General features: G+C 63.5%; 22 protein-coding genes and 1 pseudogene. 10 read left to right on the top strand and 13 right to left on the bottom strand.

Going from position 1 to position 22,767, the window contains the following annotated elements; genetic code table 11:
• Nucleotides 1-122 precede the first annotated feature (122 nt).
• Nucleotides 123-1,604: a GGDEF domain-containing protein gene (locus C3F36_RS06970; protein WP_104454782.1), complete on the top strand. Its 1,482-nt coding sequence runs from the start codon at nucleotides 123-125 to the stop codon at nucleotides 1,602-1,604.
• Nucleotides 1,605-1,770: 166 nt separating this feature from the next.
• Here the strand turns inward: C3F36_RS06970 and ppc are convergent, their stop codons facing one another.
• The gene (ppc, locus tag C3F36_RS06965) at nucleotides 1,771-4,404 is read right to left on the bottom strand and encodes a phosphoenolpyruvate carboxylase (protein ID WP_010675692.1); all 2,634 of its coding nucleotides are present in this window, start codon (nucleotides 4,402-4,404) and stop codon (nucleotides 1,771-1,773) included.
• A 213-nt stretch (nucleotides 4,405-4,617) separates the two neighbouring features.
• Nucleotides 4,618-5,763: an acetylornithine deacetylase gene (gene argE / locus C3F36_RS06960; RefSeq protein WP_052815516.1), complete on the bottom strand. Its 1,146-nt coding sequence runs from the start codon at nucleotides 5,761-5,763 to the stop codon at nucleotides 4,618-4,620.
• 261 nt (nucleotides 5,764-6,024) lie between these two features.
• Here argE and argC point away from each other — a divergent pair, with 261 nt between their 5' ends.
• The 5 genes from argC (at nucleotide 6,025) to argH (ending at nucleotide 11,658) form a co-directional block, all read left to right on the top strand.
• A complete protein-coding gene (gene argC, locus C3F36_RS06955) occupies nucleotides 6,025-7,032 on the top strand; it encodes an N-acetyl-gamma-glutamyl-phosphate reductase (protein WP_104454781.1) in 1,008 nt (335 codons plus the stop codon).
• Nucleotides 7,033-7,055: 23 nt separating this feature from the next.
• Complete coding sequence (gene argB / locus C3F36_RS06950; RefSeq protein ID WP_010675689.1) at nucleotides 7,056-7,835, top strand: acetylglutamate kinase; 780 nt, start codon at nucleotides 7,056-7,058, stop codon at nucleotides 7,833-7,835.
• A 25-nt stretch (nucleotides 7,836-7,860) separates the two neighbouring features.
• Nucleotides 7,861-8,778, top strand: coding sequence for an ornithine carbamoyltransferase (locus tag C3F36_RS06945; protein ID WP_010675688.1), 918 nt, complete (start codon nucleotides 7,861-7,863; stop codon nucleotides 8,776-8,778).
• Between the two features lie 56 nt (nucleotides 8,779-8,834).
• Nucleotides 8,835-10,070, top strand: coding sequence for an argininosuccinate synthase (locus C3F36_RS06940; protein WP_010675687.1), 1,236 nt, complete (start codon nucleotides 8,835-8,837; stop codon nucleotides 10,068-10,070).
• Nucleotides 10,071-10,272: 202 nt separating this feature from the next.
• Nucleotides 10,273-11,658 (top strand): argininosuccinate lyase, encoded by a 1,386-nt coding sequence (gene argH / locus C3F36_RS06935; protein WP_104454780.1) that lies wholly within the window; start codon nucleotides 10,273-10,275, stop codon nucleotides 11,656-11,658.
• Between the two features lie 105 nt (nucleotides 11,659-11,763).
• Here argH and C3F36_RS06930 read toward each other — a convergent pair whose 3' ends face one another.
• On the bottom strand, nucleotides 11,764-12,657 hold the full coding sequence (locus C3F36_RS06930) for a LysR substrate-binding domain-containing protein (RefSeq protein ID WP_104454779.1): 894 nt from the start codon (nucleotides 12,655-12,657) through the stop codon (nucleotides 11,764-11,766).
• Between the two features lie 96 nt (nucleotides 12,658-12,753).
• Here C3F36_RS06930 and C3F36_RS06925 point away from each other — a divergent pair, with 96 nt between their 5' ends.
• The 4 genes and pseudogenes from C3F36_RS06925 to C3F36_RS06910 all read left to right on the top strand — a co-directional run bounded on the left by C3F36_RS06925 (nucleotide 12,754) and on the right by C3F36_RS06910 (nucleotide 14,855).
• Nucleotides 12,754-13,080, top strand: a complete 327-nt coding sequence (locus tag C3F36_RS06925; RefSeq protein WP_010675684.1) for a carboxymuconolactone decarboxylase family protein — start codon at nucleotides 12,754-12,756, stop codon at nucleotides 13,078-13,080.
• Nucleotides 13,071-13,463, top strand: a complete 393-nt coding sequence (locus C3F36_RS06920) for a tautomerase family protein (RefSeq protein WP_010675683.1) — start codon at nucleotides 13,071-13,073, stop codon at nucleotides 13,461-13,463. Before C3F36_RS06925 ends, C3F36_RS06920 begins: the two co-directional genes overlap by 10 nt.
• Nucleotides 13,460-13,984 carry a DUF4865 family protein gene (locus C3F36_RS06915; protein ID WP_104454778.1) on the top strand — a complete coding sequence of 175 codons (525 nt, stop codon included), beginning with the start codon at nucleotides 13,460-13,462 and terminating at the stop codon, nucleotides 13,982-13,984. The genes C3F36_RS06920 and C3F36_RS06915 overlap by 4 nt, the downstream gene beginning before the upstream one ends.
• 235 nt (nucleotides 13,985-14,219) lie before the next feature.
• Nucleotides 14,220-14,855, top strand: a pseudogene (locus C3F36_RS06910) (FMN-binding negative transcriptional regulator).
• 72 nt (nucleotides 14,856-14,927) lie between these two features.
• On the opposite strand, the gene C3F36_RS06905 reads toward C3F36_RS06910, so the two are convergent.
• The 10 genes from C3F36_RS06905 to C3F36_RS06860 all read right to left on the bottom strand — a co-directional run bounded on the left by C3F36_RS06905 (nucleotide 14,928) and on the right by C3F36_RS06860 (nucleotide 22,553).
• The gene (locus tag C3F36_RS06905) at nucleotides 14,928-15,389 is read right to left on the bottom strand and encodes a hypothetical protein (protein ID WP_104456010.1); all 462 of its coding nucleotides are present in this window, start codon (nucleotides 15,387-15,389) and stop codon (nucleotides 14,928-14,930) included.
• Nucleotides 15,390-15,579: 190 nt separating this feature from the next.
• Nucleotides 15,580-15,792, bottom strand: a complete 213-nt coding sequence (locus C3F36_RS06900; RefSeq protein ID WP_104452260.1) for a hypothetical protein — start codon at nucleotides 15,790-15,792, stop codon at nucleotides 15,580-15,582.
• A gap of 94 nt (nucleotides 15,793-15,886) precedes the next feature.
• On the bottom strand, nucleotides 15,887-16,225 hold the full coding sequence (locus C3F36_RS06895; protein ID WP_104454777.1) for a DUF1294 domain-containing protein: 339 nt from the start codon (nucleotides 16,223-16,225) through the stop codon (nucleotides 15,887-15,889).
• Nucleotides 16,222-16,812 carry a sugar O-acetyltransferase gene (locus tag C3F36_RS06890; protein ID WP_104456009.1) on the bottom strand — a complete coding sequence of 197 codons (591 nt, stop codon included), beginning with the start codon at nucleotides 16,810-16,812 and terminating at the stop codon, nucleotides 16,222-16,224. The genes C3F36_RS06895 and C3F36_RS06890 overlap by 4 nt, the downstream gene beginning before the upstream one ends.
• Before the next feature lie 110 nt (nucleotides 16,813-16,922).
• Nucleotides 16,923-18,176, bottom strand: coding sequence for an MgtC/SapB family protein (locus tag C3F36_RS06885; RefSeq protein WP_104454776.1), 1,254 nt, complete (start codon nucleotides 18,174-18,176; stop codon nucleotides 16,923-16,925).
• Between the two features lie 220 nt (nucleotides 18,177-18,396).
• Nucleotides 18,397-19,233, bottom strand: a complete 837-nt coding sequence (locus tag C3F36_RS06880; protein WP_104454775.1) for a transporter substrate-binding domain-containing protein — start codon at nucleotides 19,231-19,233, stop codon at nucleotides 18,397-18,399.
• The gene (locus tag C3F36_RS06875) at nucleotides 19,230-19,991 is read right to left on the bottom strand and encodes an amino acid ABC transporter ATP-binding protein (protein WP_104454774.1); all 762 of its coding nucleotides are present in this window, start codon (nucleotides 19,989-19,991) and stop codon (nucleotides 19,230-19,232) included. Before C3F36_RS06875 ends, C3F36_RS06880 begins: the two co-directional genes overlap by 4 nt.
• Nucleotides 19,988-20,650, bottom strand: a complete 663-nt coding sequence (locus tag C3F36_RS06870) for an amino acid ABC transporter permease (RefSeq protein WP_104454773.1) — start codon at nucleotides 20,648-20,650, stop codon at nucleotides 19,988-19,990. Before C3F36_RS06870 ends, C3F36_RS06875 begins: the two co-directional genes overlap by 4 nt.
• Before the next feature lie 74 nt (nucleotides 20,651-20,724).
• Complete coding sequence (locus C3F36_RS06865) at nucleotides 20,725-21,390, bottom strand: amino acid ABC transporter permease (protein WP_104454772.1); 666 nt, start codon at nucleotides 21,388-21,390, stop codon at nucleotides 20,725-20,727.
• Complete coding sequence (locus C3F36_RS06860) at nucleotides 21,387-22,553, bottom strand: threonine synthase (protein ID WP_104454771.1); 1,167 nt, start codon at nucleotides 22,551-22,553, stop codon at nucleotides 21,387-21,389. Before C3F36_RS06860 ends, C3F36_RS06865 begins: the two co-directional genes overlap by 4 nt.
• Nucleotides 22,554-22,767 lie beyond the last annotated feature (214 nt).

Below are 22,767 nucleotides of genomic sequence, written 5' to 3'. Positions count from 1 at the left end.
AGAACCAGTCTTCACACCCAATCGGGGCCTGTGTTAGCGTAACCGGGTGCCGGATCCTATGATTTGGGCACTTGTCCCCGCATTCCAATGCAATGCGCCGGCGATCGAAAGGAATCGTAGCCATGAATACCACAGCACTTTGCGCTCGCGATATCGACGCGATGGATCGATATGAGACCCTTGCCAGGCTGACCGCCCTTGATCGGGCCTATGGCATGGTCGAGTTCGATCTCGATGGTCGCATGGTGTCGGTCAACCCCCTGTTTTGCGACATGCTGGGCTATCCCCCCGAAGCGCTGGTGGGCCAGTCCCATCTCATGCTGTTGCCGCCGGATCTGCAGGCGGAGCATGATCTCTTCTGGCAGAAGGTATTGGGTGGCGAGATCCAGTCGGGGGAGTTTCGCCGGGTCAGGCAAGGTGGCAGCCCCCTCTGGCTCCATGCCACCTACATGCCCGTGAGCGACGAGGCCGGCACCCTGCTGGGGGTGGTCAAGCTGGCGCACGACATTACCTCGGCTGTGATGGCCAAGCAGCGGGTCGAGCAGCAGAGCCAGCTGTTTGACATCGTGGTGGCCGCGCACCAGAGTTTTCTGCTCGATCGCAATCTCGGCTCCGCCTGCGACACCGTCTTCGAGCGGCTGCTGAGCGTGAGCGAGAGCTCCTATGGTTTCATCGGCATCATCCAGTACGAGGATGGTCGTCCCAGTCTCTATGTCCCCTCCATCTCCAATGTCTCCTGGGACGAGGCGACCCACGCCTGGTATGAGCAGCAGCGCCAGAGTCGGGGCGGGCTCATCTTCAGCAAGCTCGACAACCTGTTTGGGCACGTGGTGACCCACAATACCCTGGTGTGCTGCAACGATCTGCCGAGCCATCCAGCCAGTCGCGGTGTCTCCCCCCGTGGTCATCCGCACCTGGAGAGCTTCCTCGGCATTCCCATCCGCCACAAGGGAGAGGCGATCGGCATGATCGCCCTGGCCAACCGCCCGGGTGGCTTTGACGAGACCCATGTCAGCCTGCTCGAGCCCCTCACCACGGCCCTTGGCACCCTTATCCACGCCCGCAACCTGGAGGATGAACGCAGCCGCATGGAGCGGGTGCTGCGCTTCAACGCCGAGCACGATTTCTTGACCAAGCTGCCCAACCGCAGCAGCTTTTTCCAGCAGGCAAACGTGTTGCTGGATCACGTCCAGCACCATCCCGCCGAAGGGGAGGCCTGCTGCCTGGCCTTGATAGATATCGACTTCTTCAAGCAAATCAATGATGTATATGGACACCTTGCCGGAGATGCCGTGCTGGCGTCGCTGGCGGGGCTCCTGATGCAGACGGTACGCAGCAAGGATCTGGTGGCACGCTTTGGCGGGGAGGAGTTCATCCTGCTGCTGCGGGGCACGACCCTGGAGGAGGCCCACACCATCATGGAGCGCATCCGACACCAGGTGGAGCAGCACACCTTCCTGTACCAGCACCAGGCGATCACCGTCACCATCAGCGTGGGGCTCACACCCTATCAGATGAGTTACAGGCGCATGGATGACTGGCTTCAATGCGTGGACCAGCGACTTTACGAGGCAAAACGTCGTGGTCGCAACCAGGTATCCTGATGAGAGGCCATATCGCGAAATAAAACAGGGCGCCATCATGGCGCCCTGATTGTTGTGGATGTTTTTTTCCCTTAGAGGGGGCTGTGCTGGCGGCAATATCGGGATCCCCGTGCCCGGCAGGGACGAAAAAGGGCGCCGGGGCGCCCTTGTTTGCAACGGTCCGGGATCAGCCGGTGTTGCGCATGCCGGCGGCGATGCCGGCGATGGTGACCATCAGCGCCTGATCCAGCTCGGGGTGCAGGGTCTCCGGGTGGTTGCGGGAGCGATTGAGCAGCTCAGCCTGCAGCACGTTGAGCGGGTCTGTGTAGGGGTTGCGCAGCTTGATGGACTCCTTGATCCAGGGCTGATCGTCCAGCAGGTCGCCCTGCGGGCGCAGTTTCAGCACCACCTCGATGGAGTCGGCAAGCTCCTGACGCAGCTGCTTGCCGAGTGCCCACAGGTTCTCCGGCACCAGGCGGGTGTCATAGTATTCCGCCAGCCAGAGGTCGGCCTTGAGGAACACCATCTCCAGCATTTCGAGACGGGTGCGGAAGAAGGGCCACTGGCGGCTCATCTCGTCCAGCACGCTCTTCTGGCCGTCGTCGATGGCCTGTTGCAATCCCTTGTGGGCGCCGAGCCAGGCCGGCAGCATCAGCCGGTTCTGGGTCCAGGCGAAGATCCAGGGGATGGCGCGCAGGCTCTCGACACCACCGTTGGGCTTGCGCTTGGCGGGGCGGGAACCAAGCGGCAGCTTGCCGAGCTCCATCTCCGGGGTGGCGGCACGGAAGTAGGGCACGAAGTCCGGGTGACCGCGCACGATACTGCGGTAGTGATCGCAGGAGACAGACGCCAGCTGCTCCATCACGGCGCGCCAGCTCTCTTTCGGCTTGGGCGGCGGCAGCAGGTTCCCCTCCAGCACGGCGCTGGTGTAGAGGTTCAGGCTCTGGATGGCCACCTTCGGCAGGCCGAACTTGAAGCGGATCATCTCCCCCTGTTCGGTGACCCGCAGGCCGCCGCGCAGGGATCCCGGGGGTTGCGACAGGATCGCCTGATGGGCGGGGGCGCCGCCACGGCCGACGGTACCGCCGCGGCCATGGAACAGGGTGAGGCGGATGTTGTTGGCTTCAGCCAGCGCCACCAGGGATTCCATGGCGGCGTACTGGGCCCAGCCAGCGGCCATCATGCCCGCATCCTTGGCGGAGTCGGAGTAGCCGATCATCACGTACTGACGGCCCTGGATGTAACCGCGATACCAGTCCACCGACAGCAGGCGTTCCATCACGGCGGTGCCCGCCATCAGGTCTTCCTGGGTCTCGAACAGCGGGGCAACCGGCATGCGGAACTTGCAGCCAGCTTCCTTCAGCAACAGCTGGACCGCCAAGACATCGGATGGGGCACCGGCCATGGAGATGATGTAGATGCCGAACGCATCGGGGTCGTGCTGGGCGATGACGCGACAGGTGTCGATGGTCTCGCGGGTCTCGGCACTGGGATCCCAGTCGCTCGGGATGAGGGGGCGGCGGGAGTTCAGCTCGCGCAGCAGGAAGGCCTGCTTGTCCTCTTCGCTCCACTCGGCGTAGTCGCCCACACCCAGGTAGCGGGTCAGCTCGGAGAAGACCTGGCCGTGACGCTCGCCATCCTGACGGATGTCCAGCTTGACCAGGTGGATGCCGAAGCAGGCCAGCTTGCGCAGCACGTCCAGCAGCATGCCGTCGGCGATGTTGCCCATGCCGCAGGCGTGCAGGGAGTGGTAGCAGAGCTCCAGGGGCTCACGCAGCTGGGCGGTGCTCTTGACCAGATCCCGGCTCTCGCTCGCCTGGCCCTGTACCTTGGCGGTCAGGTACTCCTGGGTCTCGCGCAGTTGCTCGCGCAGCTCACGCACCAGGGCGCGATAGGGCTCGGGATTGTCGCCGACCCGGGCACGCACGGCGTCGGTGCAATCGGCCATGGAGAGCTCGGAGGTAAGCTCCTTGATGTCCTTGTAGAACAGGCTCACCGCCATCCAGCGGCCCAGCTCCAGCACTTCGGCGGTCACCTTGGCGGTGACGAAGGGGTTGCCGTCGCGGTCACCGCCCATCCAGGAGGTGAACTTGACCGGCGCGGCGTCCAGCGGCAGCCGCACACCCAGATGGTGTTGCAGGCGCTCGTCCAGATTGCGCATGAATTCGGGGATGGCCGGCCACAGGCTGTTTTCCACCACGGCGAAGCCCCACTTGGCTTCGTCCACCGGGGTCGGGCGCTGTTCGCGGATCTCGTTGGTGTGCCAGGCCTGGTTGACCAGTTGCTCGATGCGACTCTGGATCTTGTCCCGCTCGCGGGGCAGCAGATCGGAGAGTTCCAGCGCCTCGAGGCAGTCGTTGAGCTGCACGTGCTTGTGGATCAGGGTACGACGGGTCACCTCGGTGGGGTGAGCGGTCAGCACCAGATCGATGTCCAGCTCGCGCACGGCCTGGATGATGGCCTCCTGGGACAGGTTGGAGGCTTTCAGCTTGTCGAACATCTGCTCCAGCGGGTCCGGGGTGCAGACCTGCTCTTCGCAGCGACGGGAGATGGTGTGGAACTGCTCCGCCACGTTCGCCAGGTTGAGGAACTGGCTGAAGGCACGGGCCACGGGCAGCAGTTCGTCATCGGAGAGGGTACGCAGGGTGTCGAGCAGGCGCTCTCTGTCTGCCTCGTTCCCCTTGCGGGAAGACTTGGCCAGTTGGCGAATGGTCTCAATCTTGTCGAGGAAGGCCTGCCCCTGATGATCCTTGATGGATTTACCCAGCAGTTGGCCCAACATGCCTACGTTGGCCCGTAGTGCGGCGTACTTTTCGTTCATTCCACATCCTTATTTTGTTGGTGCCTCCTGACCTTCCAGGCGGGAGGCGACCTCACTTATTGTTGTGCGATTACAACATATGCTCCGTCATCTTAGGGGGACAATCTACCCAGATTGTCTGCGCAAGGTCAAATAACAAGCCGATTCAGAACATGTATTTCCCTCACCTGTCCCAAGGCGCCTGTCATGTAACTTACTTACATCCCTATTTGGCTAGACGCAGAAGCGCCGGATCAGGTGCTGCAGCACCGCCGTGGTCGGTTTGACGAACGACAGATCCAGGTATTCATCGGGCTGGTGGGCCTGGGTGATATGGCCTGGGCCCATCACTATGGTCTCGCAACCCAGTTGCTGGATAAAGGGGGCTTCGGTGCAATAGTTCACGGACTCGGCGGCCCGGCCGCTCGCCTTTTCCGCCTCCCGCACCAGCTCGGAATCATCCTGGCAGGCATAGGCCGGAATGGGTTCGTGCAGGTGCTGCAGGTGCAGGCAGCCGGGCTGGTGGATCTCGATGGGGGAGAGCGCCTCTTTCAGCATGCCCATCAGCTCGTCGGGACCCACCTGCGGGGTGGGACGCATGTCGATGTGCAGCTCGCAGCAGCCGCAGATGCGGTTCGGGCTGTCGCCCCCCTGGATGTAGCCGAGGTTCAGGGTGGGCTGGGGCACGGCGAAGCGATGGTCGGCGTACTTCTCCTTCAGATCCCGCTGCAGCTTGAGCACCTGGCCCATGGCCTTGTGCATGATCTCCATGGCGTTGACGCCGTTGGCGGGATCCGAACTGTGGCCGCTTCGGCCTGTGATGCGAATGGCTTCCGACATGTGGCCCTTGTGGGCCACCACGGGCACCAGCCCGGTGGGTTCGCCGATCACCGCGTAATCGGGTTTGAGTTCGGCTGCGGCGGCGATGGCGCGGGCCCCGGCCATGGTGGTCTCTTCATCGGCGGTGGCCAGGATGCGCAGCGGCTTGCTCAGGGTCTTGAGGTCGACTTCCTTGAGCGCTTCCACGATAAAGGCGAAGAAGCCCTTCATGTCGATGGTGCCGAGCCCGTACAGGCGGTTGCCCTCTTCGGTCACCTTGAAGGGGTCTTTGGTCCAGGCTCCTTCATCGAAGGGAACCGTATCCGTGTGACCCGCGAGCAGCAGCCCCCCTTCTCCCTGACCATAGGTCGCCACCAGGTTGAACTTGCCCGGCAGATCCGGCAGGGCCGTGACCTCGCACTGGAACCCAAGCTGGCCGAACCAGTCGGCCAGCAGCCGGATCACCGCCTCGTTGCTCTGATCCCAGCGAGTATCCGTACTGCTGATAGAGGGAATCGCAATAATATTCTTATAAAGTGAAAAAAAATCCAGTTTGGCCATCAGCTCCTCCTTGCGTCCCCGGAGTGTTTCTGTTAGAAAATACAAATGCAAAGTGAGTGCATGAATATTCTGTTCGAGTGCTCATCGACAAGGCCTCTAGTTGTAAGGGAAAGTTAATGTTCTGTCACCTGATCTGTAACCGACGACGCATATCCGCCTGAATTGCCCCTCCGCACTCGTTGCATCAAAGGGGCGATAGCCGACCCCTTGCACCGCAGCACCATGCTGTGAATTTCGAACCCAGACTTGGAATACTCAAACATGCTTAAGACCGTTATCGTCGGTGCCAGTGGCTACGCGGGGGCCGAACTGGCCGCTCTGGTCCAGAACCATCCACAACTCGAGCTGTTCGGCCTCTATGTTTCCGCCGGCAGCCAGGATGCCCACAAGCGCTTCTCTTCCCTGCATCCCCAGTGGGTGGGCAAGCTGGATCAGCCGCTGCTGCCCCTGGACGAAGACGGCATGACCCGGATCCTGACCCAGGCCGATCTGGTTGTGCTGGCCACTGCTCACGAGGTGAGTGCGGAACTCGCGCCCAAGTTCCTGGCCAAGGGGTTGCCGGTGTTCGACCTCTCCGGTGCCTTCCGGGTCAACGATCAGCAGTTCTACTTTTCCTTCTACGGCTTCACCCACGAGAATGAGCAGTGGCTGGAGCAGGCCGCCTACGGTCTGGCCGAGTGGAATGCCGATGCCGTCAAGGTCGCCCAGCTGATTGCCGTGCCGGGATGCTACCCGACCGCCTCCCTGTGCGCCCTCAAGCCGCTGCAACAGGCCGGGCTGATTGCCCAGGGGTGGCAGCCCATCATCAATGCGGTTTCCGGCGTCTCCGGGGCCGGTCGCAAGGCCGCCATCAACACCAGTTTCTGCGAAGTGAGCCTCAATCCCTACGGCACCTTCAATCACAGGCACCAGCCGGAGATCAGCCACCACCTTGGCAAGGAGGTGCTGTTCCAGCCTCACCTTGGCAACTATGTGCGGGGCATCCTGGCCACCATCTATGTGCAACTGGCGGAAGGGGTGACGCACACCCAGGTGGATCAGGCCTACCTCAAGGCCTACGAAGGCAAGCCCCTGGTACGCCTCACCGGCCAGATGCCCTCCATCCGCGGCGTGGCGAGCACGCCCTACTGCGACATCGCCTGGCAGCAGCAGGGCAACATGCTGGTGGTGGTTTCTGCCATCGACAACCTGCTCAAGGGGGCCGCCTCGCAAGCCATGCAGTGCATAAATATCAAGTTTGGTTTTGAACCGGCCACCGGCCTGATTTAACGCTTTAAGAAAGGATCGAGAAGATGGACAAGCAGACGCTGGTAATCAAGTTGGGTGGTGCCCTGATCGAGAACGACGAGGCCCTGACTGCCCTGTTCGCTACCCTGAAGACCTTCCTGGATGATCAGCACCGTCCTCTGGTGCTGGTGCACGGTGGTGGCTGCCTGGTGGACGACCTGCTCAAGGGGCTGGGCATGACCTCCACCAAGAAGAATGGCCTGCGGGTGACCCCGTTCGAGCAGATCCCCGTGATTGCCGGTGCCCTGGCCGGGACCGCCAACAAGATGATGATGGCCAAGGCCATCTCCACCGGCATTCCTGCTGTGGGTCTGTGCCTCGCCGACGGCGGTCTGTGCCAGGTGACCCAGCTCGATCCGGATCTCGGTGCGGTCGGTGACTGCAAACCCGGCAACCCGGCGCTGGTGGCCGGCATCCTGGGGCAGGGCTTCCTGCCGGTGGTGAGCTCCATCGGCATTACCGCCGACGGACAGATGATGAACGTCAATGCGGATCAGGCGGCCACCGCCATCGCCGAAGCGCTGGGCGCCGATCTGGTGATGCTGTCGGATGTGAGCGGCATTCTGGATGGCAAGGGCAAGCTGGTGCCGCAACTGGACAAGCAGAGCGCGCTGGACCTGATGGAGAAGGGAGTTATCACGGATGGCATGGCCGTCAAGGTGAAAGCCGCCCTGCACGCCGCCGAAACCCTGGGCAAGCCGGTCTGTGTCGCCAGCTGGCGCTACCCGGATCAGCTGCTCAAGCTGCTGGCTGGCGGCGCGGTCGGCACCCAGGTCACCCTCTGATCTCCACCGGGAAAAGGACAATCCGATGCAACATCTTCTGAAAGACAGTGATTTAAGCAAGGCCCAGATCGAGGCGCTGCTGGCGCTTGGCAAAGCGGTCAAGGCCGATCCGAAGAAATACAGCCAGGCCCTGGCGGGCAAGAGCGTGGTCACCCTGTTCGAGAAGCCCTCCCTGCGTACCCGGGTCACCTTCGACATCGGCATCGCCAAACTGGGTGGTCACAGTGTCTATCTGGATCAGCAGAACGGGGCGCTCGGCAAGCGGGAGTCGGTGAAGGATTTCGCCAGCAACCTGTCCCGCTGGTGTGACGCCATCGTCGCCCGGGTGTTCGATCACCAGACCCTGGTCGAGCTGGCCGAGTTCGGCTCGGTGCCTGTGGTCAACAGCCTGTGCAACCTCTACCACCCCTGCCAGGGGCTGGCGGATTTCATGACCATCAGCGAGCACTACAGCGATCTGTCCAAGGTGAAGCTGGCCTATCTCGGCGATGGCAACAACGTGAGCCACTCCCTGCTGCTGCTGGGGGCGACCCTCGGCACCGATGTGACCCTGGTCTGCCCGAAAGGCCATGGCCCGGATACCCAGATCTTCCTGCAGGCCCAGGCGCTGGCAGCTCAATCTGGCGCGACCATACATATCAGCGATGATGTCGCGGATATCGAAGGCTTTGACGTGGTTTATACCGATACCTGGGTTTCCATGGGTGACAACACACCAATGGAGCAGGTAAAAGATATCTTCATGCCTTATCAGATCAACCAGGCCCTGCTCGATCGGACCGGCATCCAGCACGTGCTGCACTGCCAGCCGGCCCACCGGGAGCTGGAGATCACCTCGGAGGTCATGGACGGCCCAGCCTCCCTCATCATGGATGAGGCAGAAAACCGGATGCATATCCAGAACGCCGTGCTGCTGACCCTGTTCGGACAGGGCCAGAAGTAATCCGGCAACCGACCCGGAATCACCCCTTTTTATCGAATCATCACGGAGAGAAGTAAATGAGCGGAATCAACAAGATCGTACTGGCTTACTCGGGCGGACTGGATACCTCGGCCATCATTCCCTGGCTGAAGGAGCACTATGACGCTGAAATCATCGCCTTCGTCGCCGACGTGGGCCAGGAGCGTGACGATCTGGAAGGGATCGAGCAGAAGGCCATCGCCTCCGGCGCGGTCAAGTGCATCGTCAAGGATCTGCGGGAAGAGTTCGTCAAAGAGTATGTCTACCCGACCCTGAAGACCGGCGCCGTCTATGAAGGCACCTACCTGCTGGGCACCTCCATGGCCCGTCCGGTGATCGCCAAGGCGATGGTCGAGGCTGCCCTGGCAGAAGGGGCTGATGCCATCTCCCACGGTTGCACCGGCAAGGGCAACGACCAGGTTCGGTTCGAAGGGGCGGTGGCTGCTCTGGCGCCCCAGCTGAAAGTGATCGCCCCCTGGCGGTTGTGGGACATGCGTTCCCGGGAAGATCTGCTGGCCTATCTGGAAGCCCGCAACATCCCCTGCAAGGCGACCCTGAAGAAGATCTACAGCCGCGACGCCAACGCCTGGCACATCTCCACCGAGGGTGGCGAGCTGGAGAGCACCTGGAACGAGCCGTCCGAAGCCGTCTGGCAGTGGACCGTCTCTGCAGAGGATGCCCCGAACGAGCCGGAATACGTCAAGCTGACCGTGGCCAAGGGCGAAGTGGTCGCCGTTGACGATCAGCCGCTCAGCCCGCACCAGATCCTGACCACCCTGAACGAGCGTGCCGGCAAGCACGGCGTGGGCCGGATCGACATCACCGAGAACCGGATGGTGGGCATGAAGTCCCGTGGCTGCTACGAGACCCCGGGTGGTACCGTGATGGTTGCCGCACTGCGCGCCGTGGAAGAGCTGGTACTGGACAGACCGACCCGCGCCTGGCGGGAAAAGCTGGGTGCCGAGTTCTCCCACCTGGTGTATGACGGTCGCTGGTTCACCCCACTGTGCAAGGCCATTGTCGCCTCCGCCAACGCCATCGCCGAGGAGCTCGACGGTGAAGTGGTGCTGAAGATGTACAAGGGTCAGGTCACCGCGGTGCAGAAGAAGTCGCCGAACAGCCTCTACTCCGAAGACTTCGCCACCTTCGGTGCCGACGAAGTGTACGACCAGAGCCATGCCGAAGGCTTCATCCGTCTCTACACCCTGGCGAGCCGGATCCGCGCCATGAAAGAGCAGCATCAAGCCATCGGTGGCGACCATACCCACGGCTAAGCAAGCGCTATCACCCGTTGATACGAGGGGGCATGGCCCCCTCTTTTACAGGCAGAGAGGCCCTTTGCCATCCTCATCGGGTGTGACAAGAGCGGCTGCGCCCTGGTCGCTTCTGTGAGATAACAGGCTCGCAGAAAAACAGGGCAAGATTTCAAGTTCGACGGCGCAAGGCGCCGTCGACAACGCATTCAAGGAGAGCAGTATGGCACTTTGGGGTGGACGCTTCAGTCAGGGAGCCGATAGCCGGTTCAAGCAGTTCAACGATTCGCTGCGGTTCGACTACCGTCTGGCGGAGCAGGATATTCAAGGCTCCATGGCCTGGGCCAAAGCGCTGGTCAAGGTGGGGGTGTTGACCGAGGGTGAGCAGGCTCAGTTGCAGCAGGCGATGGAGGTACTGCTCGCCTCCGTGCAGCAGGATCCCCAGCAGATCCTCAGCTCGGACGCCGAAGACATCCACTCCTGGGTCGAGAGCCAGCTCATCGACGCCGTCGGCGCCCTTGGCAAGAAGCTGCACACCGGTCGCTCGCGCAACGATCAGGTCGCCACCGACCTCAAGCTCTGGTGCAAGGCACAGGGTGAACTGCTGCTCGCCTCCATCACCGCCCTGCAGCAGGGGTTGGTGGCCTCCGCCCGTGCCAACCAGGCCGCGGTGCTGCCCGGTTACACCCACCTGCAGCGTGCCCAACCGGTCACTTACGCCCACTGGGCCCTGGCCTATGTGGAGATGCTGGAGCGGGACCATTCCCGTCTGCAGGATGCCCTCAAGCGCCTCGACACCAGCCCCCTCGGCTGCGGCGCCCTGGCAGGCACCGCCTATGCCATCGACCGGGAGGCGCTGGCGCTCGACATGGGCTTTAGCGGCGCGACCCGCAACAGCCTGGATTCGGTGTCCGACCGGGATCACGTGGTGGAGCTGATGCATGTCGCGTCGCTGTCCATGACCCACCTGTCGCGGTTTGCCGAAGACCTCATCTTCTACAACACCGGCGAGGCGGGCTTTGTCGAGCTGTCTGACGCCGTCACCTCCGGCTCGTCCCTGATGCCCCAGAAGAAGAACCCGGACGCGCTGGAGCTCATTCGTGGCAAGACCGGCCGGGTGGTCGGCGCCCAGATGGGTATGTTGATGAGCCTCAAGGCGTTGCCGCTGGCCTACAACAAGGACATGCAGGAAGACAAAGAGGGGCTGTTCGATGCCCTCGACACCTGGCACGACTGCCTCGACATGGCGGCGCTGGTGCTGATCGATCTGAAGGTCAATGGCGAGCGCACCAAGGCGGCGGCCCAGGGCGGTTACGCCAATGCCACCGAGCTGGCGGACTATCTGGTGGCCAAGGGCATCCCGTTCCGTGAGGCGCACCATATCGTCGGCGAGACCGTGGTCTATGCGATCCAGGTGAAAAAGCCCCTGGAAGATCTCTCCCTCCCCGAGTTCCAGCGCTTCAGCCCCGTGGTGGGGGAGGATGTCTACCCGAACCTGGAGCTGGAAGCGACCCTGGCCAAGCGGGTTGCCAAGGGAGGCGTCGCTCGCGAGCAGATAGAGGCAGCCCTCACCGCCGCCGAAGCTTGGCTGAGCAAGCGGGCGGGTTAAGCCAACCGGCTCGCCATGGGAATTAGAAGGCAGAACGGCAACCCCAGGGTTGCCGTTTTTTATGGGTACGCCTCGGTGCCGTGGGGCGCGTTGACCAGGCGCTGTTCAGCCCCTGTGTCCGGCGCTGGCCTGATGCACGGCGTCCGTGAGCAGTCGTTGCAACTGGCATCTGGCCTCGTCGGTTTCATGGCTGGCAGTGAGCAGCACCACCCCCAGGGTGCCCGGTGAGGGCAGCACGCCGCCGAGGGGGGCGAGACTGGCCGGCATGCCGATGGCGGAACGCACAGTGATCCCGAGCCCGGCCTGCACTGCGGCCCAGATCCCGCCCAGGCTCTGGCTGGTGAAGGCGATCCGCCAGGGGATCCCGGCATCGTCGAGGGCGCGGATGGCCCGCGCCCGCATCAGGCAGGGGGCATCGAAGAGCACCAGGGGCAGGGGCTCCCCGCGCGCGAGCAAAGGGGCGAGGTCCCACTCGGGGTGGGCAATCCAGGCCAGTTGCACCACCTCGATGAGGGGAAGATCCTCCCGCTCTCCCTGTGGCTGCCAGGCGAGAGCCATGTCGAGGGTGCCTTCCCTGATCCCCTGCACCAGAGCCCCGTTGCGATCGATGCGGGTCGTCATGCGCAGGGCCGGGTGCTGGCGACAGAGGGGCCCCAGCACGGCGGGGAGCAAAGATTCACCGAAGTCCTCCTGCACTCCGAGCCGGATCTCCCCTTGCAGCAGTTTCCCTTTGAGGGCGAGCACGGCTTCGTCATTGAGCGCCAGCAGCCGCTTGGCATAGCCCAGCAGGCGCTCACCGCTGGCCGTCGGCACCAGGTGACGTCCCTGCTTCATGACCAGATCGGTGCCGCACTGCTGTTCGAGTTTTTTCAACTGGGCGCTGACCGCCGAGGTGGAGCGGCACAGCCGCTGCGCCGCCAGCGCAAAGCTGCCGCACTCCAGCCCCAGCACGTAGCTGCGCAGGGCATCGAGATCCAGGCTGGGGGGAAGGGGTGACATAACTATCCTTATAATCGGGATGATTTGTCTTGAATATTTCGATTTTTTAAATTGTAGCAGTGAGGGAGAGTGGCTTCATCCACCAAGGAGATTGCCATGACACCCGATGTTCCCGATCGCGCCACCCTGGCGCAGCTTGCCCCCCGACTCGCCCGACTGGCGGAAGAGACGCTGTTTGGCGATATCTGGCAGCGCCCCACCCTCTCGGCCCGCGAGCGCAGCCTGATCACCCTGGCCATCCTGGCGTCACTGGGCCGGGTGCAACAACTGCCCTGGCATATTGCATTCGCCCGGCAAAACGGCCTGTCCCGGGATGAGCTGGAAGAGCTGTTCACCCATCTTGCCTTCTACGCCGGTTTGCCCGCCGCAGTGACGGCTGTGGGCTATCTGCCCCCCCGCGAGGAGGTGACCCCATGCCGCTGACCCGTATCACCCTGTGCGAGGGGATGAGCGACGCACACCTGCAACAACTCAGCGCCCTCTACCACCAGACCCTGGTGGAGGTGTTCGAGGTGCCGCCGAAGGATAAATTCCAGATCCTCGAGATCTTGCCTGCCAGTGCGCTCATCTATGACCCCCACTACCAGACCGGCCGCCGGGACCAGGGTTTCATCCTCTTCCAGATCCTGGCGGGCAAGGTGCGCAGCACCGCGACCAGGGAGCGGCTTTATGCACGTCTCGCCGAGCGCCTTGAGGCCGAGCTTGGGATCCACCCTGACAACCTCATGGTGGTGATCCAGCAGACCGATGCCGAGGCGTGGAGTTTCGGCCAGGGCCGGATGTTCAGACAGGAGGTGGCCTCATGATCGCCATGCACTACCGATTCACCCTGCCCGCAGACTACGACATGGCGCTGATCGAGCAGCGGATCGCCAGCAATGGCGCCAGACTGGACGGCTTTCCCGGTCTGTTGTTCAAGGCCTATCTCTACAGCCGTCAGGACGATGGGGCCCTGCCGGGGCAGGAGAACCGCTATGCCCCCTTCTATGTGTGGCACAGCGCCGAGGCGATGCACCGATTCCTGGCAAGCGAGGGATTCGCGGCGCTCACCCGGCATTTCGGCTGGCCCCGCATCGAGACCTGGCATCTGCTGTGGGCGCCGGATCCGGCCTCCCTCGACGGGGCTTGCATGGCCAGGCTGCGGCGCACCAAGGTCACTTCCCACGGCGAGCTGGCTGACCTGCACGGCGAGGCCATGGTGAGCGGCTGGGATCTCACCCGATGGGAATGGCTGGAGGCGGATTTTCTCCCGTCCCTCTCATCGCCCTTGCCTGCCGGGGGCGAGATCTACCGTATCGGCTATCTGGCGAAGGGGGGTGGGGTGTAAAACGGAATTATCTTTGCCATTGATGTTGTTTTTCAATTCATTTTGGCTGTGAAAGTGATATTCGCATTGTTAACATATGGTGTTATATCTAGTTTGTGGATGATGATGTGGCATTGCGGCCATTTGCTGCAATGAACTGGCTCAGTGGTGCACATTCAGGGTGACGGCCCGTGCCGGGCAGGGCATGATCCCGCTGCAATGCGTATGGACGCGTCAACCGGATCAAGGAGTTCCCATGTACCTGCCACCCCATTTCGCCGTTACCGACCCCGAGGCGCTGCACCAGCTGATGCAGGCGCACCCTCTGGGGGCCCTGATCACCTGTGGTGAAGGGGGGTTGGATGCCAACCATCTGCCGTTCGAGTTCGATGTCGGGGAGGGGGAGCATGGCGTCCTGCGTGCCCATGTGGCCCGCAACAACCCGCTCTGGCAGGAGGTGACAGAAGGCCAGGAGGTTCTGGTGATCTTCAGGGCTGCCGACGGCTACATCTCCCCCAACTGGTATCCGAGCAAGCAGGAACACCACAAGCAGGTGCCGACCTAGAACTATGCGGTGGTGCACGCCCACGGTCGCATCCGGGTGCGGGACGATGCGCGCTTTGTGCGCCGCCTGCTCGCCACCCTGACCCGCACCCAGGAGGCTGCAGAGCCCAGCCCCTGGAAGATGGCGGATGCACCGAGAGACTATCTCGAGACCATGGTGCAGGCTGTGGTGGGCATAGAGATCGAGATTGAGCGGCTGGTCGGCAAGTTCAAGCTGGGTCAGAACAAGGAGACAGCGGATCGCCTGGGTGCGGCCAATACCTTGCAGGATCGCGGGCAGAGCACGCTGGCAGAGGCGATGCTGAGTCCACCTTCCTCACTACCCTAGCGTGACACCTTGAGATCCGGCCCGACAAAACGGCAACCGTCTGGTTGCCGTTTTTCATGGTTCCACTCCCGCTCACGCGCTGGCATTAAGCAGCTTGCCGACGCCTTCCCCCGGGCCCTGGGGCAGGGTCTGCTTGAAGGCGTAGAGCAGCTGATCGAGGTTGAGGTCGCTGTTGCCGAGGGAGCCCTTGAGGGTGTCGAGCTCGCTCTGCAGCGCATCGAGGCGGGTGCTCTGGGTGCCGTCTGCCAACTGGGTGCGGGCGGCATCGATGGCCTGGGGCAGGGGCTGGCCCGAGGATTCCTGACCCAGGGTCTGCATCAGCGCCCCCATGAAGTGGTTGATGGCGGGGCGGTTCTGCTCGCTGTCAGCCTCCTGGATGCCGAGGCGCTGGAACAGGCTCTGCACCGTGGGGGCAAGGTGCGGTTCCTGCACGACAGGCTCGGTCTGGGCGGGCGGCGTGCTGTCGCCCAGCAGCTTGCTGCCCAGCTTGAGGGCAAGGGAGGCGAGGGGAAGCAGGGTGCCGATGGCGATCATGATGTCACTCTCCGTACGACTGATGTCATGACGGAGCAGGGATCGGGCCAGCTTGGCGAACATTCAACCGAAAAATGGCAGGGGATTGATCCTGCTGTGAATTTCGTTTTTGCCAGGCGGAGGACGGGCGGGGGCGGCGGCAAACCCTTGCAGCCCGGGGGCTGGCCGGTTTGCCGCCCGGCTTGCCGGATCAGAGCTCCTTGAACGGGCGGCGCTTCTCCTCCTCGATGACGATGGCCTCCAGATTGGCGATGCGCTCCTGCAACTCCCTGATGATGAGATCCTGTTTGCCGAGGCGATCCGTGATGCGGGCATCCCCCATCTGGTAGCGGGCGCGTTTGGTGAGATAGCTGAACGACACGCTGATAAAGACGATCAGGACGATACCTGTCCACATGGTCATAAATGACTCCTTTCAAGATTTGAACGAGAGGATCTGTCTCCCGCGCTGTCGTTGTCTCATACCCGACCTTGGGCGGCAATGCCCGCCTGGTTGTTCAGAGCGGCCAGAGCGGCCAGCCGAGCCAGATCCCGAGCAGCAGCAACTGCCCCCAGACGATGGCCCAGAACCGCAGGCGGTAGCTCCCCTTCTGGGTCTTGTGGCGCAGCCACTGGCGGGCGACCAGGGCGCCAGGCCAGCCGCCGCACAGCTCAAGCAGATGCAGGCGGGCCTCGGGCACGCGCCAGCCGCTACGAATGGCCTGGCGTTTGTCCCAGGCGTAGGCGACCAGGGTCAGCAGGCTCATCAGCAGGATCAGGGCCAGCGGCCACCAGTTGGCGTCCCGCACCCCGAGCCAGCCTGCCCAGCCCAGGGGCAGCAGGGCCAGCACCATCATGACAGGCACGCCGGATCCCGGGTCTCGTCCGGGCTTAACGTGCGGATCACCCGGGCCGGATTGCCCACCGCCAGGGAGTCCGCCGGGATGTCCCGGGTGACCACGGCGCCAGCCCCTATGATGGAGCGCGGCCCTATGGTGACGCCTGGGCAGATGATGGCCCCGCCGCCAATCCAGCAGTCATCGCCGATCCGCACCGGCTTGTTGTAGGCGGTCCAGTTGCGTCGTTCCAGATAGTCCATGGTGTGGGTGGCGGTGTAGATCTGCACGTTGGGGGCCAGCAACACATGGTTGCCGATGTGCACCTCGCCCACGTCGAGTATGGTGACGTTGAAGTTGAAGAAGGTCTTCTCGCCGATGTGGATGTTGCGGCCGAATTCGCAGGTGAAGGGGGTGCTGATCCAGCAGGAGTCGGGACAGTGGGCGAAGAGGTCGCGGCAGATCTGCTGGCGCAGGACGTGATCCCCCGCCGGTGAGGCGTTGAGTCGGCTCAGCAGCGCCTGGCCGCGAATGCGGTCGTTCGCTATCTCCTCGCTCTGGCTGTCCAGGACGCCCCCCGCCAGTACCTTGTCCCAGTCGCTTGCCATGGTCATCTCCTCCTGCTGCAAGAGGGGGCAGTATACGCGACAAGGGGAGGGGGTGTCAGAGTGCCGGGCCCGTCAGGTGATCCCCGTCATCCTGTCATCACGCCATCACGTCACAGGACAAGGGGCAGGATGAGCAGGATGGAGACGAGGTAGGGGAGCAAGACCCGCCGCCCCAGGCTGCGTCCGCCAATCACCAGTGCCAGCACTCCTTTCACCAGGGAGTTGACCAGCCCGGCGAGCAGTATGCCCCTGGCCGCCACCTCCAGGGCCAGCTCCTTCTGGGCGAGCTGGGAGAGGGAGAGGGTGATGGCGTCCACGTCCGTGATGCCGGAGACCAGCGACAGCAGATAGACCCCGGAATTGCCCACCTTGCTTTGCAGCAGGGTGGCCATGAAGCCGATGAGGGCGAGCAGCAGACCGAACTTGATGGCGGTGGCGAGATCCAGCGGGTTGCGGGTTTCGGGCTGTACCGGGCCGTCCGGCATCTCTTCCCGCTGGCGCCAGAACCAGAACGCAAAGCCGTAGACGATGGCTGCCAGCAGCAGCAGGGGGGCGGCCAGACGCGGCGCCAGCTCCCCGTGGATGATCAGCACCAGTGCCAGCAGCCTGAGCCACATGGTGGCCCCCGCCAGCAGGATGCCAGTGGCCAGCAGCCGTTCCAGCCCTCCCTGCTCCTTGTTGAGGCGGGCAAATTGCAGGGTGAGGGCGGTGGAGGAGGCGAGCCCCGCCAGCATGCTGGTGAGCACCAGCCCGGAGCGGGTGCCGAGCAGGCGCACCGCGAAGTGACCACAGAACGAGATGCCGGCGATCACCACCACCATGAGCCAGATCTTGAAGGGATTGAAGGCATTGAGGGGACCCATCTCGGTATCGGGGAGCACCGGCAGCAGCACCAGGGAGATAAGCAGAAAACGCAAGGTGGCGTGAAACTCCATTTCGCTCAAGAACAGCATCCCCTGCTGGATCTTGCCCTTGAGCCCCATCAGGAGGGCCGCCAGCACGGCGCAGGCCACCGCCTCGCTCGGGCTCTGCAGCACCGACATCAGCCCCAGCAGATAGGTGAGCACCATGGCCACCGAGCTGGTGAGACCGAACTCCCCCTGCCAGCGCAGGGCCAGCCAGACCGAGAGGCCGCACCCCGTCACCACGGTCAGCAGACCGAGCAGGGCCAGCCAGGCGCCCAGGGTGGGCAGCAGCAGGGCGCAGACCCCGCCGAGCAGACCGATGAGGCCATAGGTGCGCATCCCGGCGATGCGCTGGTTGTCTCCGAGCTGGCGCACCTGCCAGCCCCGCTCCAGCCCGATGATGAGCCCGATGGCCAGGGACACCAGGGCGCCGTAGACGGGCTCGGCCTCTATCCACATGGGTTTCTCCTCCCGCTGCCGTTTCAGTGAGGATGGCACAGGGCATCCCGGGGCAGGGGGAGCTGGCTCACAGAGCGGGTGTCCCGCCTGCCGGGGTCTTGCAAACAAAAAAAAGGCGCCACCTGGAGGGGGCGCCTGGAAAGGTCAAACCTTGCGGTTTGCAGACCAACGGCACCAAAGATCACACACTTCACATTCAGCACTGCTGTGGGGGCAGGGCTCAACCCTGCCACTTGCCTCCTTCCACTATCACGTCGTTGGGATCGGTATCGGCGCTCAGCTTGTCGCGCACATACTGGTCGTAGAGTTTCAGCAGGTACTTCTCTTCCCCCAGCTTGGCGAGACGGTCGTTGACCCAGTCACGCAGCTCGATGTTGCCCTTCTTCACCGCCGGCGCGATGGGGTCTTCCGAGCCCAGCTTCTCTGGCAGCACCCGATAGCCAGGGTTTTCCTTGGCCCAGCTGAACAGCACCAGGTTGTCCTGGGCATAGGCATCGCCACGGCCCTGGGCCAGCGCCTGCAGGGATTCGGTGTTCTTCTCGAACTTGAGCACCTTCCAGTCCGGGTGGTTGCGGGTCAGCCAGATGTCGGCCGTGGTGCCGGTAGTGACGATAAGCCGCTTGCCGGCCAGATCGTCGAGCTTCTTGGCGTCGCTGCCTTCCGGCACCAGCACCTGCACCGCGACCTTGAGGTTCGGGTTGGTGAAGTCCACCACCTGCCGCCGCTCCGGGGTCACCGTCATGTTGGCGAGGATGAGATCCACCTTGTCGCTCTGCAGGAAGGGGATGCGACTGGCGGGCTCCACCGCCACGAACTCGACCTTGTTCTCATCCCCCAGCAGATCCTTGGCGAAGCGGCGACCGAGGTCGGTGTCAAAGCCGACGTAGTTGCCCTTCTCGTCCACGTAGCCAAAGGGGGGCTTGTCGGTGAAAACGCCGACGATGAGCTTGTCCCGCGCCTTGATCTTGGCGAGGGAACCGTCTTCTGCCTGGGCGGCGCCACTGGTGAGGCCCAGGCCGATGAGGGCGCTAAACAGGACCGAGGTAATTATCTTCATGCTGACTCCTTTCGTTTGCTGACAGTTGTATAAGAAAACTTGGCGAGGAACTGGCGGGCACGCTGGCTGCGCGGGTGCTCGAAAAATGGCCGGGGCGCGGCCTGCTCCAGGATTTGGCCACCGTCCATGAAGACGATGCGATCCGCTACCGCCTGGGCGAACGCCAGCTCGTGGGTGACGATAAGCAGGGTCATGCCGCTGCCGGCGAGATCGCGGATCACCTCCAGCACCTCCTGCACCATCTCGGGATCCAGTGCAGCGGTCACCTCGTCAAACAGCATCACCTGCGGGTTCATGCACAGGGCCCGCACGATGGCGATGCGCTGCTGCTGGCCGCCGGAGAGCTGACGCGGATAGTCGTGGCGCCGCTCCCACAGGCCGATGCGAGTCAGCAGCTGTTCCGCCTGCAGCAGGGCCTCCTGCCGCTCCCGCTTCTGCACCTGCACAGGGCCGAGCAGCACGTTCTCCAGCACCGTCAGGTTGGGAAAGAGGTGATAGCTCTGGAACACCATGCCGATGCGCTGGCGCAGCCGCTGCCAGTCGGTGCTGGCATCCAGAAACTCTCCGTCGAAGCGAATGTCGCCCCCCTGAATGGGTTCGAGCCCGTTGAGGGTGCGCAGCAAGGTGCTCTTGCCGCAGCCGCTCGGCCCCAGGATGACGATCACTTCCCCGGCGTTCACCGTGAGGCTGACCTCGTCCAGTACCCGGTGTTGGCCGAATTGTTTGCTGACAGCATTGAGCTCAAGCAGAGGTGTCATACCGCATTACCCCATTGTTGCTCCAGCCGGCGCGAGGCGAGCGAGAGCGGATAGCAGACCAGAAAAAAGAACAGGAACAGCAGACCGTAGATGAGCAGCGAACCATAGGTGCGCTCGATGATCTGCTGGCCCACCTTGATCACCTCCACCACCCCGATCAGCACCGCCAGCGAGCTGGTCTTGATGATGCGGGTGTAGATGTTGATGGTCGGCGGCGTCAGCCGTTGCAGCGCCTGGGGCAGCAGCACGTGGCGATAGAGCTGCCAGCGGGAGAGCCCGAGCGCCAGGCCGGCCTCCTGCTGGCCGCGGGCGAGGGAGTTGAGGCCGCCGCGCGCCACTTCGCCCACCTCGCTGGCGCCCCACAGGGCCAGCACCAGCATGGCGCACCAGAAGGCCGGGATGTCCAGGCCGAAGAAGATCGGCAGCCCGAAGAAGAAGAGGTAGAGCCACACCAGCACGGGCACCACCCGAAACAGCTCCAGATAGACTCGCAACACTACCCGCGTCAGCCTTCCCCCTTGCTGGGCCAGCACGCCGTAACCGACTCCGCCCAGGGTGGCGAACAGGATGGCGAGCAGCGAGATGGCGAGGGTCTGGCCCGCGCCCACCGCCAGCAGCGGCAGCGCCTGCGCCAACTGCTCAGTGACCTGACTGGCCATCGTGATCCCTCCTTTCTTGTGCATGGGTGGCGAGTGACGGCAGCAGCTGGACAATAGGTGTCTGCATCAGTTGTTCAATGACCGAACTGACCATGTTGCAGCCTCCTTTCAACGACGCGCAGGGCAAGGGAGAGCGGCAGAAAGATCAGCACGCACATCAAGGTCAGCACCGCCAGCATCTCGTAGGTCTTGTAGTAGAGGGCGATGTAGTTCCTGGTGGTGTAGAGCAGCTCGGGCACCGCCACCGCCGAGGCCACCGTGGTCTCTTTGAGCAGAAAGATGAAGTTGGCAAACAGCGCCGGCAAGCTGGCGAGCCAGGCCTGGGGCAGCTGGACGTGGCGCAGCAGTTGCCAGCGGGAGAGGCCGATGGCCCGGCCTGCTTCCAGCTGGCTGGGGGGGATTGCCTGAACGCCTGCACGCAGCGCCTCGGTGAGGTAACCGCCGCCGAGGAAGGTCATGGCGATCACCGCCGTGGCAAAGCCGGAGAGCGAGATGCCGAGCGCCGGCAGCCCGAAGTAGAGAAAGAACAGCTGGATCAAGAGCGGCGTGTTGCGGGCCAGCTCCACATAGCCTCGGATCACCCCGTTCAGCCAGGGCTTGTGCAAGCTCAGCAGCGTCACATTGAGCAGCGCCACGACGAGCGAGGTGAGGATCACGATGGCGCCGAGCTGCAAGGTGACCCAGACCGATTGGCCAAACGCCGGCAGGGTGGTGAGAACAAAGGACCAGTCGAAGCTCATGCCGGGATCCTCCCGTCGCGGCGCAGCCGCTGGGGCACGACCGTGATGGCGTCAGGGTACTTGATGCCGGCGCCGGTGTTGAGCACCACCACCCGCTCGCCCCCCCGTATCCAGCCCGCTTCCCGCAGCTGGCGGGCGGCGGCGAAGGCGGCCGCCCCTTCCGGGCAGACGAAGCTGCCTTCGCGCGCGGCGAGCTGTCGGATCTCGCGCTGGATGGCGCCATCGTCCACCGCGACGGCGCATCCCTCGGTGCGATAGAGGGCGTCCAGCACCAGAAAATCCCCCAGTGCCTTGGGTACGTTGATGCCAAAGGCCAAGGTCTGGGAGTCGGGCCAGAAGCGCGACTCGCGCTCCCCCTGCTGCCAGGCCTGGACGATGGGGGCGCAGCCGCTCGCCTGCACCGCCACCAGTCGCGGCAGCGGCTCCTTGACCCAGCCCAGCTCCTGCAACTCCCGCAGCGCCTTGTAGATGCCGATGAGACCGACTCCGCCGCCGGTGGGGTAGAGGATGACGTCCGGCAGGGTCCAGCCGAGCTGCTCGGCGATCTCCAGCCCCATGGTCTTCTTGCCCTCGATGCGATAGGGCTCCTTGAGGGGGGAGGCATCGAACAGCCCCTGCTCGGCCACCGCCTCGGCCACCTGGCGACCGGCGTCGCTGATGAGGCCATCCACCAGATAGAGGCGGGCACCGGCCAGCGAGGTCTCCAGTCTTGTGATGGCGGGGGCCGCCTGGGGCATGACTATGGTGCTGCGCAGCCCGGCGCGGGCGCCGTAAAGCGCCCAGGCCGCCCCGGCATTGCCGTTGGTGGGCATGGCGAAGTGGGTGACGCCGAGTTCCCGGGCGCGGGAGACGCCGACCGCGGCGCCGCGGGCCTTGAAAGAACCGGTGGGGATGATGCTCTCATCCTTCATCCAGAGATCCGGAATGCCAATCTGCTTGCCGAAAGCGGGCAGGGGCAGCAGAGGGGTGAAGCCTTCCCCCAGGGTGATCACCTGGGCGGGGCGCCCCAGCAGCGCGGCCGGGTGCCAGGCCTGTTTCAGGGCCTCGAGGTCGTAGCTGGCCAGCAAGGGGGCACCGACCGGGCTCAACTGCTGGGGCTGATCGGCATTCACTATCTCGCCGGTCTTGCTGCAACGCAGATGTGATAGGTAGCTGTACGGCATGCTTTATCCTGAATGGCTCACGTTGGCTGGTGTCTTATTCCATCCTGTGACCCAAGGGCCGGATAACAAACAAAATAAAGCGGCAAACTTAAGCGAAAAAATTCATATGGCTCCCCCGTGTCGGCGGGCCATCCTCTGCCACCGGTCGGGGGGTTGGGCCATCCGGCGCGCTTTGTTAACCTGCCCGCTCACTCAAACCGCAGGGAGCCGCCTC

Source organism: Aeromonas sp. ASNIH2 (assembly GCF_002934795.1).
GTDB classification, from domain to species: domain Bacteria; phylum Pseudomonadota; class Gammaproteobacteria; order Enterobacterales; family Aeromonadaceae; genus Aeromonas; species Aeromonas caviae.
Note: the sequence above shows the minus strand (reverse complement) of the source record. Positions and strands in the feature narration are given on the sequence as shown.

Coding starts and splice junctions, on each gene's coding strand:
- C3F36_RS06865 (WP_104454772.1), bottom strand. CDS start 21,390: ATGAGCTTCGACTGGTCCTTTGTTCTCACCACCCTGCCGGCGTTTGGC.
- C3F36_RS06880 (WP_104454775.1), bottom strand. CDS start 19,233: ATGAAGATAATTACCTCGGTCCTGTTTAGCGCCCTCATCGGCCTGGGC.
- argC (WP_104454781.1), top strand. CDS start 6,025: ATGCTTAAGACCGTTATCGTCGGTGCCAGTGGCTACGCGGGGGCCGAA.
- C3F36_RS06890 (WP_104456009.1), bottom strand. CDS start 16,812: ATGGCAAGCGACTGGGACAAGGTACTGGCGGGGGGCGTCCTGGACAGC.
- C3F36_RS06915 (WP_104454778.1), top strand. CDS start 13,460: ATGATCGCCATGCACTACCGATTCACCCTGCCCGCAGACTACGACATG.
- C3F36_RS06925 (WP_010675684.1), top strand. CDS start 12,754: ATGACACCCGATGTTCCCGATCGCGCCACCCTGGCGCAGCTTGCCCCC.
- C3F36_RS06875 (WP_104454774.1), bottom strand. CDS start 19,991: ATGACACCTCTGCTTGAGCTCAATGCTGTCAGCAAACAATTCGGCCAA.
- C3F36_RS06905 (WP_104456010.1), bottom strand. CDS start 15,389: ATGATCGCCATCGGCACCCTGCTTCCCCTCGCCTCCCTTGCCCTCAAG.
- argB (WP_010675689.1), top strand. CDS start 7,056: ATGGACAAGCAGACGCTGGTAATCAAGTTGGGTGGTGCCCTGATCGAG.
- C3F36_RS06895 (WP_104454777.1), bottom strand. CDS start 16,225: ATGATGGTGCTGGCCCTGCTGCCCCTGGGCTGGGCAGGCTGGCTCGGG.
- argH (WP_104454780.1), top strand. CDS start 10,273: ATGGCACTTTGGGGTGGACGCTTCAGTCAGGGAGCCGATAGCCGGTTC.
- argE (WP_052815516.1), bottom strand. CDS start 5,763: ATGGCCAAACTGGATTTTTTTTCACTTTATAAGAATATTATTGCGATT.
- C3F36_RS06900 (WP_104452260.1), bottom strand. CDS start 15,792: ATGACCATGTGGACAGGTATCGTCCTGATCGTCTTTATCAGCGTGTCG.
- C3F36_RS06930 (WP_104454779.1), bottom strand. CDS start 12,657: ATGTCACCCCTTCCCCCCAGCCTGGATCTCGATGCCCTGCGCAGCTAC.
- ppc (WP_010675692.1), bottom strand. CDS start 4,404: ATGAACGAAAAGTACGCCGCACTACGGGCCAACGTAGGCATGTTGGGC.
- C3F36_RS06860 (WP_104454771.1), bottom strand. CDS start 22,553: ATGCCGTACAGCTACCTATCACATCTGCGTTGCAGCAAGACCGGCGAG.
- C3F36_RS06870 (WP_104454773.1), bottom strand. CDS start 20,650: ATGGCCAGTCAGGTCACTGAGCAGTTGGCGCAGGCGCTGCCGCTGCTG.
- C3F36_RS06920 (WP_010675683.1), top strand. CDS start 13,071: ATGCCGCTGACCCGTATCACCCTGTGCGAGGGGATGAGCGACGCACAC.
- C3F36_RS06945 (WP_010675688.1), top strand. CDS start 7,861: ATGCAACATCTTCTGAAAGACAGTGATTTAAGCAAGGCCCAGATCGAG.
- C3F36_RS06970 (WP_104454782.1), top strand. CDS start 123: ATGAATACCACAGCACTTTGCGCTCGCGATATCGACGCGATGGATCGA.
- C3F36_RS06885 (WP_104454776.1), bottom strand. CDS start 18,176: ATGTGGATAGAGGCCGAGCCCGTCTACGGCGCCCTGGTGTCCCTGGCC.
- C3F36_RS06940 (WP_010675687.1), top strand. CDS start 8,835: ATGAGCGGAATCAACAAGATCGTACTGGCTTACTCGGGCGGACTGGAT.